Annotated in this window: 12 protein-coding genes and 1 pseudogene; 7 read left to right on the top strand and 6 right to left on the bottom strand. The window is 58.4% G+C overall.

The window, feature by feature from the left end; translation table 11 throughout:
• Window positions 1–28: 28 nt before the first annotated feature.
• Both argJ and secA read right to left on the bottom strand, forming a co-directional pair.
• Entirely contained in the window at window positions 29–1,246 is a 1,218-nt protein-coding gene (gene argJ / locus KGB21_RS08725; protein WP_223504761.1) for a bifunctional glutamate N-acetyltransferase/amino-acid acetyltransferase ArgJ, read from the bottom strand.
• A gap of 121 nt (window positions 1,247–1,367) precedes the next feature.
• Window positions 1,368–4,103 (bottom strand): preprotein translocase subunit SecA, encoded by a 2,736-nt coding sequence (secA, locus tag KGB21_RS08730; RefSeq protein ID WP_034149124.1) that lies wholly within the window; start codon window positions 4,101–4,103, stop codon window positions 1,368–1,370.
• Between the two features lie 308 nt (window positions 4,104–4,411).
• On the opposite strand from secA, the gene KGB21_RS08735 reads away from it, so the two are divergent.
• The gene (locus tag KGB21_RS08735) at window positions 4,412–4,867 is read left to right on the top strand and encodes a DUF721 domain-containing protein (protein WP_034149123.1); all 456 of its coding nucleotides are present in this window, start codon (window positions 4,412–4,414) and stop codon (window positions 4,865–4,867) included.
• Between the two features lie 73 nt (window positions 4,868–4,940).
• Here the strand turns inward: KGB21_RS08735 and KGB21_RS08740 are convergent, their stop codons facing one another.
• Window positions 4,941–6,422, bottom strand: coding sequence for a helicase HerA-like domain-containing protein (locus KGB21_RS08740; RefSeq protein WP_223504763.1), 1,482 nt, complete (start codon window positions 6,420–6,422; stop codon window positions 4,941–4,943).
• 181 nt (window positions 6,423–6,603) lie between these two features.
• On the opposite strand from KGB21_RS08740, the pseudogene KGB21_RS29575 reads away from it, so the two are divergent.
• The 5 genes and pseudogenes from KGB21_RS29575 to KGB21_RS08760 form a co-directional block, all read left to right on the top strand.
• Window positions 6,604–7,623: pseudogene (locus KGB21_RS29575) on the top strand (cache and HAMP domain-containing protein); the annotation flags it as partial.
• Between the two features lie 93 nt (window positions 7,624–7,716).
• Window positions 7,717–8,481, top strand: coding sequence for a methyl-accepting chemotaxis protein (locus tag KGB21_RS29580; protein ID WP_411741346.1), 765 nt, complete (start codon window positions 7,717–7,719; stop codon window positions 8,479–8,481).
• A gap of 242 nt (window positions 8,482–8,723) precedes the next feature.
• Window positions 8,724–9,845 (top strand): glycosyltransferase family 4 protein, encoded by a 1,122-nt coding sequence (locus KGB21_RS08750; RefSeq protein WP_223504768.1) that lies wholly within the window; start codon window positions 8,724–8,726, stop codon window positions 9,843–9,845.
• The gene (locus KGB21_RS08755) at window positions 9,838–10,614 is read left to right on the top strand and encodes a DUF2334 domain-containing protein (protein WP_223504770.1); all 777 of its coding nucleotides are present in this window, start codon (window positions 9,838–9,840) and stop codon (window positions 10,612–10,614) included. Before KGB21_RS08750 ends, KGB21_RS08755 begins: the two co-directional genes overlap by 8 nt.
• On the top strand, window positions 10,611–11,606 hold the full coding sequence (locus KGB21_RS08760; protein ID WP_223504772.1) for a YbhN family protein: 996 nt from the start codon (window positions 10,611–10,613) through the stop codon (window positions 11,604–11,606). The genes KGB21_RS08755 and KGB21_RS08760 overlap by 4 nt, the downstream gene beginning before the upstream one ends.
• A gap of 86 nt (window positions 11,607–11,692) precedes the next feature.
• Here KGB21_RS08760 and KGB21_RS08765 read toward each other — a convergent pair whose 3' ends face one another.
• Window positions 11,693–11,875, bottom strand: coding sequence for a hypothetical protein (locus tag KGB21_RS08765; protein WP_223504774.1), 183 nt, complete (start codon window positions 11,873–11,875; stop codon window positions 11,693–11,695).
• A gap of 88 nt (window positions 11,876–11,963) precedes the next feature.
• On the bottom strand, window positions 11,964–12,812 hold the full coding sequence (gene purU, locus KGB21_RS08770) for a formyltetrahydrofolate deformylase (RefSeq protein WP_034149117.1): 849 nt from the start codon (window positions 12,810–12,812) through the stop codon (window positions 11,964–11,966).
• Window positions 12,813–13,149: 337 nt separating this feature from the next.
• Between purU and mvaT the strand changes: the two genes are divergently transcribed.
• Complete coding sequence (mvaT, locus tag KGB21_RS08775; protein WP_218439787.1) at window positions 13,150–13,527, top strand: histone-like nucleoid-structuring protein MvaT; 378 nt, start codon at window positions 13,150–13,152, stop codon at window positions 13,525–13,527.
• Window positions 13,528–13,625: 98 nt separating this feature from the next.
• On the opposite strand, the gene sbcB is transcribed toward mvaT, so the two are convergent.
• Window positions 13,626–15,056 (bottom strand): exodeoxyribonuclease I, encoded by a 1,431-nt coding sequence (gene sbcB / locus KGB21_RS08780; protein WP_223504776.1) that lies wholly within the window; start codon window positions 15,054–15,056, stop codon window positions 13,626–13,628.
• Between the last annotated feature and the right edge of the window lie 40 nt (window positions 15,057–15,096).

The following is a 15,096-nucleotide window of genomic DNA, read 5'->3' on the forward strand; positions in this document are numbered from 1 at the left end:
GCTTGCCCGCGACGGGGTCGACTCGGTCTTAAGTACGATACTCAGCGTTGATCTTCACGTACTCGTGGGACAAATCGGTGGTCCAGATGGTTTCGCTGCAATCGCCGCGACCCAGTTCGATACGGATGGTGATCTCTTCCTGCTGCATCACCGCCGCGCCCTGGGCTTCGGTGTAGGTCGCGGCACGGGCGCCACGGCTGGCGATGCACACTTCGCCGAGGAACACGTCGATCTTGCTAACGTCCAGGTTTGGAACGCCGGCACGGCCCACGGCGGCCAGGATGCGGCCCCAGTTCGGGTCGGAAGCGAACAGCGCAGTCTTGATCAGTGGCGAGTGGGCCACGGTGTAACCGACGTCCAGGCATTCCTGATGATTGCCACCACCGTTGACTTCAACAGTGACGAACTTGGTCGCGCCTTCGCCGTCACGAACGATGGCTTGGGCCACCTCCATGCAAACTTCGAACACCGCTTGCTTCAATTTGCCGAACAGCTCGCCGCTCGCTTCGGTGATTTCCGGCAGTGCAGCCTGACCGGTGGCGATCAGCATGCAGCAGTCGTTGGTCGACGTGTCGCCGTCGATGGTGATGCGGTTGAACGACTTGTTGGCGCCATCCAGCATCAGGTTTTGCAGGACGTCGCGGGAGACTTTGGCGTCGGTGGCGATGTAGCCGAGCATGGTGGCCATGTTCGGGCGAATCATGCCCGCGCCTTTGCTGATGCCGGTCACGGTGATGGTCACGCCGTCATGCTGGAACTGGCGGCTGGCGCCTTTCGGCATAGTGTCGGTGGTCATGATGCCGGTGGCGGCCGCTTCCCAGTTATTCACCGACAGGTCATCAAGGGCGGCTTGCAGTGCGCCTTCGATTTTCTCGACCGGCAGTGGCTCGCCGATCACGCCGGTGGAGTACGGCAGCACCAGGCTGGCGTCGACACCGGTCAGCTGGGCCAGTTTGGCGCAGGTGCGCTCGGCGGCGGCCAGGCCTGGCTCGCCGGTACCGGCGTTGGCGTTGCCGGTGTTGGTCAGCAGGTAACGCACCGGGCCTTGCACACGTTGCTTGGCCAGGATCACCGGAGCGGCGCAAAAGGCGTTCAGGGTGAACACACCCGCCACCGTCGAGCCTTCGGCACAACGCATAACCACAACATCCTTGCGCCCCGGGCGCTTGATACCGGCCGAGGCAATACCGAGTTCAAAACCGGCAACCGGGTGCAACGTTGGCAAAGGACCAAGACCAACAGCCATGAATGCGCTCCTTACTCAATGATGTCTGCACCGCGTCAGTAAGAGCGGTGGTTTAAATGGCAAAACGCCGCGACGGCATAGGCCGGTCGCGGCGCGGGTATTTCAGCGTATGAAACGGGTTTTACTGGATCTGCCCGTGGCAATGCTTGAATTTCTTGCCCGAACCGCAGTAGCACAGCTCGTTGCGACCCAGCTTCTGATCGTTGCGAACCGGTGCCGTGGCGAGGGCCACATCGACCTCTTCACCCAACACTTCCGGCTGCTCCAGACCTGGGGCTTCTTCATGCAGGAACTGCATGCGCGCCGCCAGTGCCTCGGCTTCCTGACGCAGACGCGCCTCTTCTTCGGCCGGATCTTCGCGGCGAACCTGAACGTGCGACAGCACACGGATCGAGTCGCGCTTGATCGAATCCAGCAGCTCGGAGAACAGCGTGAACGACTCGCGCTTGTATTCCTGCTTCGGGTTCTTCTGGGCGTAGCCACGCAAGTGGATGCCGTGACGCAGGTGATCCATGGTCGACAGATGGTCTTTCCACAGGTCGTCCAGCACACGCAGAACGATTTGTTTCTCGAAGGTGCGCAGCGCTTCGGCGCCCGCCTGGTCTTCTTTCTCGTTGTACGCCGCGATGAGCTCCTGCATCAGCTTCTCGCGCAGGGTTTCTTCGTACAGGTGATCGTCTTCGTCGAGCCATTGCTGGATCGGCAATGCCACACCGAAGTCGCTCTGCAACGCGGCTTCCAGACCGGCAACATCCCACTGCTCAGGCAGCGATTGCGGTGGAATGTGCGCACTGACGGTAGCGTTGAGCACGTCCTGACGGAAATCGGCGATGGTTTCACCGATGTTATCGGCAGCCAGCAACGTGTTACGCATGTGATAGATCACTTTACGCTGTTCGTTGTTGACGTCGTCGAACTCGAGCAGTTGCTTACGAATATCGAAGTTGCGACCTTCAACCTTGCGCTGAGCCTTTTCGATGGCGTTGGTCACCATGCGGTGCTCGATCGCTTCGCCAGGCTGCATGCCCAGGGCTTTCATGAAGTTCTTCACCCGGTCAGAGGCGAAGATACGCATCAGGCTGTCTTCCAGCGACAGGTAGAAACGGCTGGAACCGGCGTCACCCTGACGACCCGCACGACCACGCAACTGGTTGTCGATACGGCGCGATTCGTGACGTTCGGAAGCGATCACCTGCAAACCGCCCGACTCGAGCACTTGCTGGTGACGTTTCTGCCAGTCGGCCTTGATCTGGGCAATCTGCTCAGGGGTCGGGTTTTCCAGCGAAGCCACTTCCACTTCCCAGTTGCCGCCCAACAGGATGTCGGTACCACGACCGGCCATGTTGGTAGCGATGGTCAGTGCGCCTGGGCGACCCGCCTGGGCGATGATTTCAGCTTCTTTTTCGTGGAACTTGGCGTTCAGAACCTTGTGTTCGATGCCTTCCTTCACGAGCAGGCTGGACATGTGCTCGGAGGTTTCGATGGTTGCAGTACCCACCAGCACCGGACGGCCCGCGGCCATGCTTTCCTTGATGTCGGCGACGATTGCCGCGTACTTCTCTTCGGCAGTCAGGAACACCAGGTCGTTGTAGTCCTTACGGGCCAACGGCTTGTTCGGTGGAATGACCATGACCTGCAGGCCATAGATCTGATGGAACTCGAACGCTTCGGTGTCGGCCGTACCGGTCATGCCGGACAGTTTGTTGTACAGACGGAAATAGTTCTGGAACGTGGTCGATGCCAGGGTCTGGCTTTCGGCCTGGATGTTGAGGTTTTCCTTGGCTTCGATGGCCTGGTGCAGGCCTTCGGACAAACGACGGCCCGGCATGGTACGACCGGTGTGTTCGTCGACCAGGACAACCTGACCGTCCTGCACGATGTATTCAATGTTGCGGTTGAACAGCTTGTGCGCACGCAGACCGGCATAAACGTGAGTCAGCAGGCTCAGGTTATGCGCCGAGTACAGGCTCTCCCCTTCAGCCAGCAGGCCGATGCGGGTAAGGGTTTCTTCGACGTACTGGTGACCGGCTTCGTTGAGTTCGACCTGACGGGTCTTCTCGTCAACGGTGTAGTGGCCAGCCTTGGTGACTTCGCCTTCGACTTCTTCGACGTGCAATTCCAGCTGCGGGATCAGTTTGTTGATCTCGATGTACAGCTTGGAGCTGTCCTCGGCCTGACCGGAAATGATCAGTGGGGTACGGGCTTCGTCGATGAGGATGGAGTCGACTTCGTCGATCACGGCAAAATTGAGTTCACGCTGGAATTTTTCTTCCACGCTGAACGCCATGTTGTCGCGCAGGTAATCGAAACCGAATTCGTTGTTGGTGCCGTAGGTGATGTCGGCGGCGTAGGCAGCGCGCTTCTCTTCCGGCGGCTGGAACGGCGTGACCACACCGACCGTCAGGCCGAGGAATTCATAGAGCGGACGCATCCAGTTGGCGTCACGACGGGCCAGGTAGTCGTTCACCGTCACAACGTGCACGCCTTTGCCGGACAATGCGTTGAGGTAAACGCCCAGTGTTGCCACCAGGGTCTTGCCTTCACCGGTACGCATTTCAGCGATCTTGCCTTCATGCAAGGTCATGCCGCCGATCAGCTGGACATCGAAGTGGCGCATACCCATGACGCGCTTGCCGGCTTCGCGGGCGACCGCAAAGGCTTCTGGCAGCAGCTTGTCGAGGGTTTCCCCTTTGGCGATGCGGGCCTTGAACTCATCTGTCTTGGCACGCAATTGATCGTCCGAAAGGGCTACCATTTGCTCTTCGAAGGCATTGACGAATTGCACCGTCTTGAGCATGCGTTTGACTTCACGCTCGTTCTTGCTTCCAAAAAGTTTCTTTAACAAAGGCGCAAACATATCGGCAGGATCTTCCACACTAAAGGGATGGAGGGCGGCCCCGTGAGTCGCCCGTGCAGCCCTCATGGCCGCATGCGAACGAGCATTCTACCCGGAAACGGTGGTGAGGAAAGTGGCGATATTCCACGATGCTGGCACTGCGCTTTGTCGGGGCTCACTTAAAATAAGGGCGTTTTGCTCAACTTCAACCCGTTCAAGGAAGAAGTTAGTTGTTGATTTAATGGGTAAAGCATCCACAAAAGCAATGGCGCGAGTTCATCCGGTGCTTTCTGCTACCATGGCGGCTCTGTTACTTCAGGTGTCTGATCATGGCATTTCGCCCACTTACGGCCAAAGTTCCGGCCGTTCTACTACGCGAAGCCAAGCCGCTTAAAGCCATTCTTGGCCACGCTCAACGCCTGGGTCATCTGCAACGTTTGCTCGAAAGCCAATTGCAACCCGCCGCTCGCGAACACTGTCATGTGGCGTCGTGGCGCGAAGGCAGTTTGTTGCTGATTGTCACCGATGGCCATTGGGCCACCCGTCTGCGCTACCAGCAAAAGCGCCTGCAACGGCAATTGCAGATGTTCGACGAGTTCACCAGTCTCACGCGGATTCTGTTCAAGGTTCAGCCGCCTACCGTTCAGCAAGGTGCGGCCGGGCATACGATGGATTTGTCCAATGATGCGGCTGCGACCATTCAGGCGACGGCGGATGGCATCAGTGATCCGAATTTGCGGGCGGCGCTGGAGCGTTTGGCTGCGCACGCCAAGCCCAGGAATTAGAAGCAAGATCAGAACATCGCAGCCTGCTGCAGCTCCTACAGGGGAACACTGCCGCAGGTTGCGATCTTTGCTTTTAACGGCGTTTTTTGCCGCCTAATAACGAGCCCATCAACCCTCGTACCAACTGTCGGCCTAATTGATTCGCCGCCTGCTGCATCGCCGACTTCAGCGCCTTCCCGGCCGCCGTGCCGAGAAACTCTCCGGCCTGTTCGGTGAAACTCGGTTCAGCCGGTTTGCCCGGTACCACTTCAGGTTCCGGCGCCAACCCCTTGCGCCCCATCAGCACTTCATACGCCGACTCGCGATCAATCGGCTTGCCATAACGACCCTGCAACGACGAACCGGCGATCAGCCCCCGACGCTCGGCATCACTCAGCGGCCCGATCCGCGATTGCGGCGGTGCCACCAAGACTCGCTGGACCATTTCCGGCGTGCCCTTGTCCTGCAAAGTGCCCACCAGCGCCTCGCCGATCCCGAGTTCAGTCAACACCGATAAAGCATCGAACGCCGGATTCGGCCGGAAGCCCTCGGCCACCGCACGCAAGGATTTCTGCTCCTTGGCAGTGAACGCACGCAAACCGTGCTGAATGCGCAGACCCAGTTGCGCCAGCACGTCATCCGGCAAGTCGCCCGGCGACTGGGTGACGAAATACACGCCCACGCCTTTCGAGCGAATCAGCCGTACCACTTGCTCCAGCCGATCCTGCAAGGCCTTGGGCGTCCCGGCGAACAACAAGTGCGCTTCGTCGAAAAACAGCGCCAGCAACGGTTTGTCACCATCGCCGCGTTCCGGCAGTTGCTCGAACAATTCGGCCAACAGCCACAACAGGAAGGTCGCGTAGACCTTCGGCGCTTCATGCACCAGACGGCTGGCATCGAGCAAATGAATGCGTCCACGGCCCTCGGCGGTCGGTTGCAGGATGTCTTCGAGTCGCAGCGCCGGCTCGCCGAACAGCGCTTCAGCACCCTGCTGCTCCAGGGTCGCCAGACGCCTTAATAGAGCCTGACTGGAACCGGTGGTCATTAACGCCGCGTCGTCGCCCAGCAAGGCCGGATTGTCCTTGAGGTGGTTAAGCAGCGCCTTCAGGTCCTTCAAATCCAGGAGCAACAGGCCTTCGCGGTCCGCAACCTTGAACGCGGCGTACAGCGCCGACTGCTGACTGTCAGTCAGCTCCAGCAAGCTTCCTAATAGTAGCGGTCCCATTTCACTCAAGGTTGTACGTAATGGATGACCGGACTGACCGTGAATGTCCCACAGGGTGACCGGATAAGCCTGAGGCTTGTGATTCAACCACGACATCCCGGCGATCCGTTCGGCGATCTTGCCCTGGGGATTGCCAGCGGCGCCCAGGCCGCACAGGTCACCTTTGATATCGGCGGCGAATACCGCCACGCCGGCATCGCTGAACGCTTCGGCCATACGCTGCAAGGTAACGGTTTTGCCGGTGCCCGTGGCCCCCGCAATCAAACCGTGACGGTTGGCCAGGCGCATGGCCTGGGCGATCGGCTGCCCCGCGAGATCGGCGCCGATAACGAGTTGCAATGAGTCAGGCATTTGGTCACCCATGGTTAAACTTTGATCGTTCATTGCCGATAACAGGACTGCGTTGATAATCCGCTAGGGCGAGGACGGAAATATCAACTTGATTTCACCGTCGCCCATGATGCGTTCCTTTTTATAAAAGCACGCCGTGGGAGTTAAGACCTTATCGGAGCTCCAAGCCATGAATAAAAACATGCTCTTCAGCCATAAGATCCTGCTAGCCGCCGCCCTCATCGTCACTGCCGCCTTTGCTTCATTTACGCTGTACAACGACTACAAGCAACGTAATGCGATCCGCAATGATCTGGACAACTACCTGCAAGAAATGGGCAGAGTGACTGCCAACAACATCCAGACCTGGCTGAACGGAGGCAGCCTGTTGATTGAAAACCTCTCACAAAACGTCACGCTGAATCCTGACCCGAGCAACATTACCAAACTCCTTGAACAGAAGGCGCTGGCCGCGGCCTTCATGGGCGTCTTTCTGGGTAGCGTCGATGGCACCTTCATCATCCGCCCGGACGCCAAGATGCCAGAGGGCTTCGACCCCCGCATCCGGGATTGGTACAAGAGCGCCCAGCGCACCAGCGGCTCGGTATTGACCGAACCCTACATCGACATGGCCACAGGCCAACAGGTCATTTCCATCGTTCACAGTGTATTCAAAGACGGTCAATACATCGGCGCAGTCGGCGGTGACCTGAGCATGAAAATGATCATAGACAGCCTGAACGCGCTGGACTTTGGCGGCATGGGTCATGCGTTCCTGGTCAGTGCCGATGGCAAGATCCTGGTGCACCAAGACAAAACGCGGGTAATGAAAGCCCTATCCGAGGCTTACCCGAACAACACCCCTCGCATCAGCAGCGAGTTCAGTGAAATCGAGGTCGATGGCAAAACCCGTATTGTCACGTTCACCCCCATCAAAGGCCTGTCTTCGGTCAACTGGTACATCGGTCTGTCGGTGGATAAAGAAAAAGCCTTCTCGAAGCTCAGCGAATTCCGCACCTCTGCGATCATTGCGACCATCATCGCGGTAGCAATAGTCATCGCCCTGCTGGGCATGCTGATCCGCTTCCTGATCCAGCCGTTACACGTCATGACCCGCGCCATGGCCGACATTGCCGACGGCGAAGGCGACCTGACCAAACGCCTGACCATTGTGAACAACGATGAATTCGGCATCCTCGGCACCGCGTTCAACCGTTTCGTGGAACGCATTCACGGTTCGATCCGCGAAGTGTGCTCGGCCACCGGCCAAGTCAACGAAGTGGCGTTGCGTGTGGTAGCGGCTTCGAACTCGTCGATGTACAACTCCGACCAACAGGCTTCGCGCACCAACAGCGTGGCAGCGGCGATCAATCAGCTCGGCGCCGCCGCCCAGGAAATCGCCCGCAACGCCGCGCAAGCGTCGAACCAGGCCAGCGATGCCCGCAGCCTGGCGGAAGACGGCCAGCAGGTGGTGGATCGCAGCATTGTCGCGATGAATCAACTGTCGAGCATGCTCAGCGCCTCCAGCATCAACATCGAGTCGCTCAACAGTAAAACCGTGAACATCGGGCAGATTCTTGAAGTGATCACCAGCATCTCCCAGCAAACCAACCTGCTGGCGCTCAACGCCGCCATCGAAGCGGCACGGGCGGGTGAAGCCGGACGCGGGTTTGCCGTGGTGGCCGATGAAGTGCGCAACCTGGCGCACCGCACTCAGGAATCGGCACAACAGGTGCAGACCATGATTGAGGAACTGCAAGTTGGCGCCCGGGAATCCGTCAGCACCATGAGCGACAGCCAGCGCCACAGTCAGGACAGCGTGGAAATCGCCAACCTGGCCGGCGAGCGCCTGAGCAGCGTGACCCAGCGCATCGGCGAGATCGACGGCATGAACCAGTCGGTGGCCACGGCGACCGAGGAACAGACGGCCGTGGTCGAGTCGATCAACGTCGACATCACCGAGATCAACACCCTCAACCAGGAAGGCGTGGAAAACCTGCAATCGACATTGCGCGCCTGCTCGGATCTTGAGCAACAGGCTGCGCGGTTGCAGCAATTGGTAGGCAGTTTCCGCATCTAGCGTCGGATCACCAACCAATGTGGCGAGGGAGCTTGCTCCCGCCGGGTTGCGAAGCGACCCCAAAATCAGTGTCGGAGGTGTTTCAGGATGAACACTTCGGCTGATTTACGACTGCTTCGCAGCCGAGCGGGAGCGAGCTCCCTCGCCACAACAAGTGCCTGACTCAGTCACCACCCGCAAAACCCCAACCGAACATCTATTCTTCAGTAAGGTCAACCAAGGGAGATCAACGGACCGGAGGGATGTTCATCGTGCATATCGCGGACATAACCATGTTCTACGCCCCCGCCAGCGGTGGCGTGCGCACTTATCTGGATGCCAAGCATCGTCGCCTGTACACACGACCTGGCATCCGCCACAGTTTGCTGATCCCCGGGGCTTCCTTCAGTGAACAGGATGGCATCTACACCGTCCCCGCTCCTGCCCTGCCCTTCGGCAAGGGCTACCGTTTCCCTCTCCGCCTCGCGCCCTGGCGCAATGTCCTGCACGATTTGCAACCCGAACTGATCGAAGTCGGTGATCCCTACCTCACGGCATGGGCTGCCCTGGACGCCCGACGGCAACTGGATGTGCCTGTGATCGGCTTCTATCATTCGGACCTGCCATTGCTGGTCAGTAACCGGATGGGCAACTGGGTTACACCCAACGTCGAGGCCTATGTCAGCAAGCTCTATGGCAACTTCGACCGGGTACTGGCGCCAAGTCAGGTGATGGCGGACAAACTGATCGGTTTGGGGGTGAAGAACGTTTTCGTCCAGCCTTTGGGCGTCGATTTGCAAACCTTCCATCCCGAGGCCCGCGATCCTGACTTGCGAGCCGAACTGGGCATTGAGGAAAACACCCACCTGCTGATCTTTGCCGGACGCGGCTCCAAGGAAAAAAACCTGCCGGTCCTGCTCGACTGCATGAAGCGTCTTGGCCGGCGCTATCACTTGCTGCTGGTGGGCTCATCGATGCCGAGCGTCGTACCCGCCAATGTCACTGTCATCGACGAGTTCTGTCCCGCCGCCCAAGTCGCGCGCCTGATGGCCAGTGCCGATGCGTTGCTGCACGCCGGCGACCAGGAAACCTTTGGCCTGGTGATACTGGAAGCCATGGCCAGCGGCATTCCGGTGGTGGCCGTGGCGGCCGGAGCGTTTGAAGAAATCGTCACCGAACAATGCGGCTTGCTGTGCCGACCGAACGATCCCCTGGCGATGGCCAATGCCGTGCACGAGTTATTCAACGGGGGCAGCGCGGTCCTTGGCCGACAAGCCAGACGCCACGTCGAGCAGCATTACGCCTGGGACACCGTAGTCAATAGCTTGCTCGGCCACTATCACGCCGTGCTCGGCACCCAATGGCCGCGAGTGGCCAATGGTTGAATCCATGAATAAGCCCAGCCTGCTATTGGTGTTGCACGACGTCGCGCCGCAAACCTGGGCCGATTACCAACCTTTCGTCGAAGCCGTCGACGCCCTCGGCGATGTGCCGATGACATGGCTGGTGGTGCCGGATTTTCACAAACACAACGATCTGCAAGCGCACCCGGCATTTCGCCGCCTGCTCAGCGAAAGGTCGGCCCGGGGTGATGAACTGGCGCTGCACGGCTATTTTCATTGCGACGACGGGCCGATCGCGAGCAATCCCCGAGACTGGTTCATGCGCCGCATTTATACCCACGAGGGCGAGTTCTACAGCCTTTCGCGGCAAGAGGCGCTCGCCCGCCTGCATGCCGGCATCGATGTGTTCGAACGTAACCACTGGCCGCTGCACGGCTTCGTCGCGCCGGCCTGGTTGATGAGCGAAGGCACCCGTCAGGCGTTACGCCAACTGCCCCTGAGTTACACCAGTGATCCGCAACACCTCTATCGTCTGCCGGACTTCACGCCGGTCGATGCGCCGGGCCTGGTCTGGAGTGCGCGCAGTGCCTGGCGCCGTGGGTTGTCGAAACTCGTCAGCGATCAGCGTGAGCAGCAGTGGCGGCAAGCACCGGTGATTCGGCTGGGCTTGCATCCGGTGGACATGCGACATGAGTTTTCGCGTAACTATTGGCTGCAAACACTCAAGCGACTGCTCGCCGAAGGTCGTGTGCCGATGACCAAGGCGAATTGGCTCGCACTGCAAAGTGACCGCGTGGGTCGCGCCGCATGAGTCGGGGGATTCTGCTGTTGATCGGCCTGCTCGCGGCGGTGCTGATTCCCTGGCTTTTGGGCGGGAGCGAGACCTGGTCGCGGCTGCAGAGTTTTCCGCTAAGCGAGTTGCTGATCATGTTCGGCATGATCCTGCTGTGCTGGGTCGTCAACACGATCCGCCTGCGCCTTTTACTGGGGGATCAGCGCGACAAGGTGAATCCGGTCAAAAGCCTCGGGGTGGTGATGGCCGCCGAATTCGCCTATTGCGCCACCCCCGGCGGCAGTGGTGGACCGCTGACGATCATGGCGCTGCTGGCACGCAACGGCGTCCGGCCGGCGCGGAGCAGCGCTGTGTTCGCCATGGATCAACTGAGCGATTTATTGTTTTTCCTCTGTGCGCTGAGCGGGATTCTGATTTACGCGCTGTTCCAGCATCTGAGCCAGCGAATGGAGTGGCTGCTGATCGTCAGCGCTGTCTCCATGTTCGGCGGGTTGCTCAGCTGTATCGTGGTGGCTCGCTATCACCGTTTGCTGATTCGCCTGAGCGGTCGATTGCTGGCGCGTCTCAACGTCCAATCGACGACCCGTGTGCGTTGGGCGCGAAAACTCCTGCACTTTCTGGCGGCGTTTACTGACACGCTCAAGTTACCGTTTCAGACGCTGATCACGGTTTTTGCCTTGACCTGCCTGCATTGGATCTTGCGCTATAGCGTGCTTTATCTGGCGCTGCGTGGGCTCGGCGCGGATTTGCAGTGGGCCTGGTGTTTTCTGATCCAGATGCTGTCTTTGAGCGCTGGGCAGTTCAGCCTGTTGCCGGGTGGTGCCGGGGCGGCGGAACTGACGTCGGCGGCACTGTTGGCGCCAATGGTGGGGAAATCCACCGCGGCAGCGGCGATTCTGATCTGGCGGGCGGTGACCTACTACTTCTATTTGTTGGTGGGTGGGCCGGTGTTTTTGCTGATGCTTGGGCGGCCGCTGCTCAAGAAGTTGATGAAATTCAGGCAAGCTTGATCGCGAATCCGTAGGAGCTGGCTTGCCGGCGATAGCGGGTTGAAGGTCAATGCAGGGCTCAAAATCCATCGCCAGCAAGCCGGCTCCTACAGGTTGGGGTCTTCGTCTTTATCGTCAGACTCATCCTGCAACTGTTCCCACAATTCGGCAGCGCCAGGAAACTCCGTGCCGTCTTCAGGGCTCATGTCATCCGGGTCGTAACGGCTCAAACATCCCTCGCCCAATGTGGCGGGTGCCTTGGAAGTGGCTTTGTCCAGTGGATCGGCCATGGTCATGTCCTCAGTGCAGAAACGGCGAAGGGCCTGGGCGATTGAACGCCCAGGCCCTTCTAATTTCAACCCTGTGATGTTGCTGTGATCAGAACACCACGGTTTTGTTGCCGTGCACCAGCACGCGATCTTCCAGGTGATAACGCAGGCCGCGGGCCAACACCATCTTCTCGACGTCCCGGCCGAAACGCACCATGTCTTCGATGCTGTCGCTGTGGCTGACACGCACTACGTCCTGCTCGATGATCGGGCCGGCGTCCAGCTCTTCGGTCACGTAATGGCAAGTCGCACCGATCAACTTCACGCCACGCAGGGAAGCCTGGTGATACGGCTTGGCACCGACGAACGACGGCAGGAAGCTGTGGTGAATGTTGATGACTTTGTGGGCGTATTCGCTGCACAGCTCCGGCGGCAGGATCTGCATGTAGCGGGCCAGTACCACCACTTCAGCGTCGTGGTGTTTCACCAAACGTGAGACTTCGGCGAACGCCGGCTCTTTGTCCTGCGGGTTGACCGGCACGTGGTAGTACGGAATGCCGTGCCATTCGACCATGCTGCGCAGGTCGTCGTGGTTGGAAATCACGCAGGCGATTTCGCAATCCAGTTCATCGCTGTGCCAGCGGTGCAGCAAGTCGGCGAGGCAGTGGGACTCGCGGCTGGCCATCAACACCACGCGTTTCTTCTGCGCGGTATCAGTAATGCGCCAGTCCATCGAGAACTCTTCGGCAATCGGCGCAAACGCTTCGCGCAAAGCTTCGATACCGAAAGGCAGCGAGTCGGCACGAATTTCGTGACGCATGAAGAACCAGCCACTGAGATTGTCCGAGTGATGGCTCGCTTCGGTGATCCAGCCGTTATGAGACGCCAGAAAGTTACTGACTTTAGCAACGATGCCGACGCGGTCCGGGCAAGAAATCACCAGACGAAAAGTGCGCATGAGGGGGAAACTCCAGAACTTCGCAAAGGCGGCCATTCTAGCGATTGCGCAGCAAAACTGCAGTATTGATGACGGATGCCGCGCGCCGATGGTCAGCCACACCGGCTTTGGCGACGCTACGGGCTGCGCAGTCCCAGTGATGTAAACCCTCTTCAAGCACTCAATTGTGAATATCTGTACCGGGCACATCGAACTATTTAATCGCCCATTCAATGTGTGGTGAATTCACCGTAACTAATTTAAATAAACCCGGGTTTAATGTTTACTTGATGAAACACCCTGACTATTATTGCCGCACTGTTCCCTGCCCTCCTATGATCTGCATAAGGTAGTCATCATGTCCTTGATCAACGAATATCGCGCCACCGAAGAAGCTATCAAAGAGCTGCAAGCCCGTTTGAAGAACCTGTCCGAAGACGACAAACTGCAAACCGAGCTGGAATTCGAAGGCAAACTGCGCACCCTGATGGGCGAATACTCCAAATCCCTGCGTGACATCATCGCGCTGCTGGATCCAGAGTCCAAAACCAAGGCACCACGTGGTGGCGCAGTAAAAACTACCGGCACCAAACGTGCCCGCAAAGTTAAACAATACAAAAACCCGCACAACGGCGAAGTCATCGAAACCAAAGGTGGCAACCACAAAACTCTGAAAGAGTGGAAAGCCAAGTGGGGCGGTGACGTGGTTGAAGGCTGGGCTACCCTGCTGGGCTAAGCCAGAGCCTGTCACAGACAGACCTGCGATAAAAAATAACGCCAGCATTGCGCTGGCGTTTTTTATGCCTTGAGTTCAAGCCCCAGGAATTTTCGATTTCAAAGATTCAAACGTTTGCGTAATCCCTGGACATATTTTTGCCATTCATTCAGCACTTCTTGCTGAAGCGACGTCGCAGTAAGGTTCATTTTGGCTGCGGCGTCGGTGAAACTTCCCAAGGTATTCGGCGCTCCCCATTCAGGCTCCGATAAACGTTTCTGACAGAATATTCGCCAGCGTTCTTGCTCTTCGAAATTCAACGTATCTGGGAAGTTACGAGCGCGATATCGAAACAATAATTCAGGCAAACGTTCATCATCGAAAGGCCATTGCTCTTGCGCTAATTGCGCCGGGTCGACGGTTCTGACTTGCTCGCATAGACGCCGATCACGGTCACCGATAAAACCGTCGTACAACTGTTGTTCAGGGTCCTGGCTGGAGGAAAAATCCTCGCGGGCGTAAATTGCCAGAACTTTATCCTGCCAAACTTTCTGCGCGTCATTTAGCCGCAGCGCACGCTCCTGATACAGGGCCATGTCCAGCCCCAGGCGTTGCTGGTCTTCAGCGCGAAGTACCGACAACGGCGCCACCACCGGGCACTTATTGATATGGATAAGCTTGAGCGGCACCGGCAACTCACCTTCGGCCAGTTCATCGCGACGGGTGTACAGCCGCTGACGCAAGGTTTCAGCGTCCAGATCCAGCAAGCCCAGAGGATCGAGGTGCAGGTCGCAGACGATCAAGGCGTTCTTGTTGCGCGGGTGCCAGGCCAGGGGCAGCACCACGCCAACATAGCTGCGCGCCGCAGAAAAGCGCCCGGAAATGTGCACCATCGGTTGCAACAGACGAATCTGATCCAGAACCTTTTGTTTGCTGCGTAATTGAAATAGCCAGTCATACAGCTTCGGCTGCTTTTCCCGGATCAGGCGCGCCAGCGCGATAGTTGCGCGCACGTCCGACAGCGCTTCGTGAGCACTGCCGTGATCAATGTTGTTGGCAGCGGTCAGACGTTCGAGTTTAAGGGTTACCCGCCCCTCCTCGTCCGTCGGCCAAACGATGCCATCCGGGCGCAAGGCATACGCCGCACGCACCACATCAATCAAGTCCCAGCGACTGTTACCGCCCTGCCATTCCCGCGCATAAGGGTCGAAAAAGTTTCGGTACAAACTGTAACGGGTCATCTCGTCGTCGAAACGCAAGGTGTTATAGCCCGCGCCGCAGGTTCCCGGGGCCGCCAATTGGGCGTGCACGCGGGTCATAAAGTCGGCTTCGTTCAGCCCTTGTTCGGCCAACCGCCCAGGGGTAATGCCAGTGATCGCACATGCCGCCGGATGCGGCAGGATGTCGTCACTGGGTTGGCAATAGAGGTTGACCGGCTCGTCTATTTCATTGAGATCGAAATCAGTACGCAGCCCCGCCATTTGCAGTGGGCGATCGCAACGGGGGTTGATGCCCGTCGTTTCATAGTCGTACCAGAAGATAGAGGTCACGGGCTAATCCTGAACTGAAGATCGGCGAAGTCTAGGCGTT

This window comes from Pseudomonas sp. GL-RE-29, assembly GCF_019947275.1.
Lineage (GTDB): Bacteria > Pseudomonadota > Gammaproteobacteria > Pseudomonadales > Pseudomonadaceae > Aquipseudomonas > Aquipseudomonas fluorescens_A.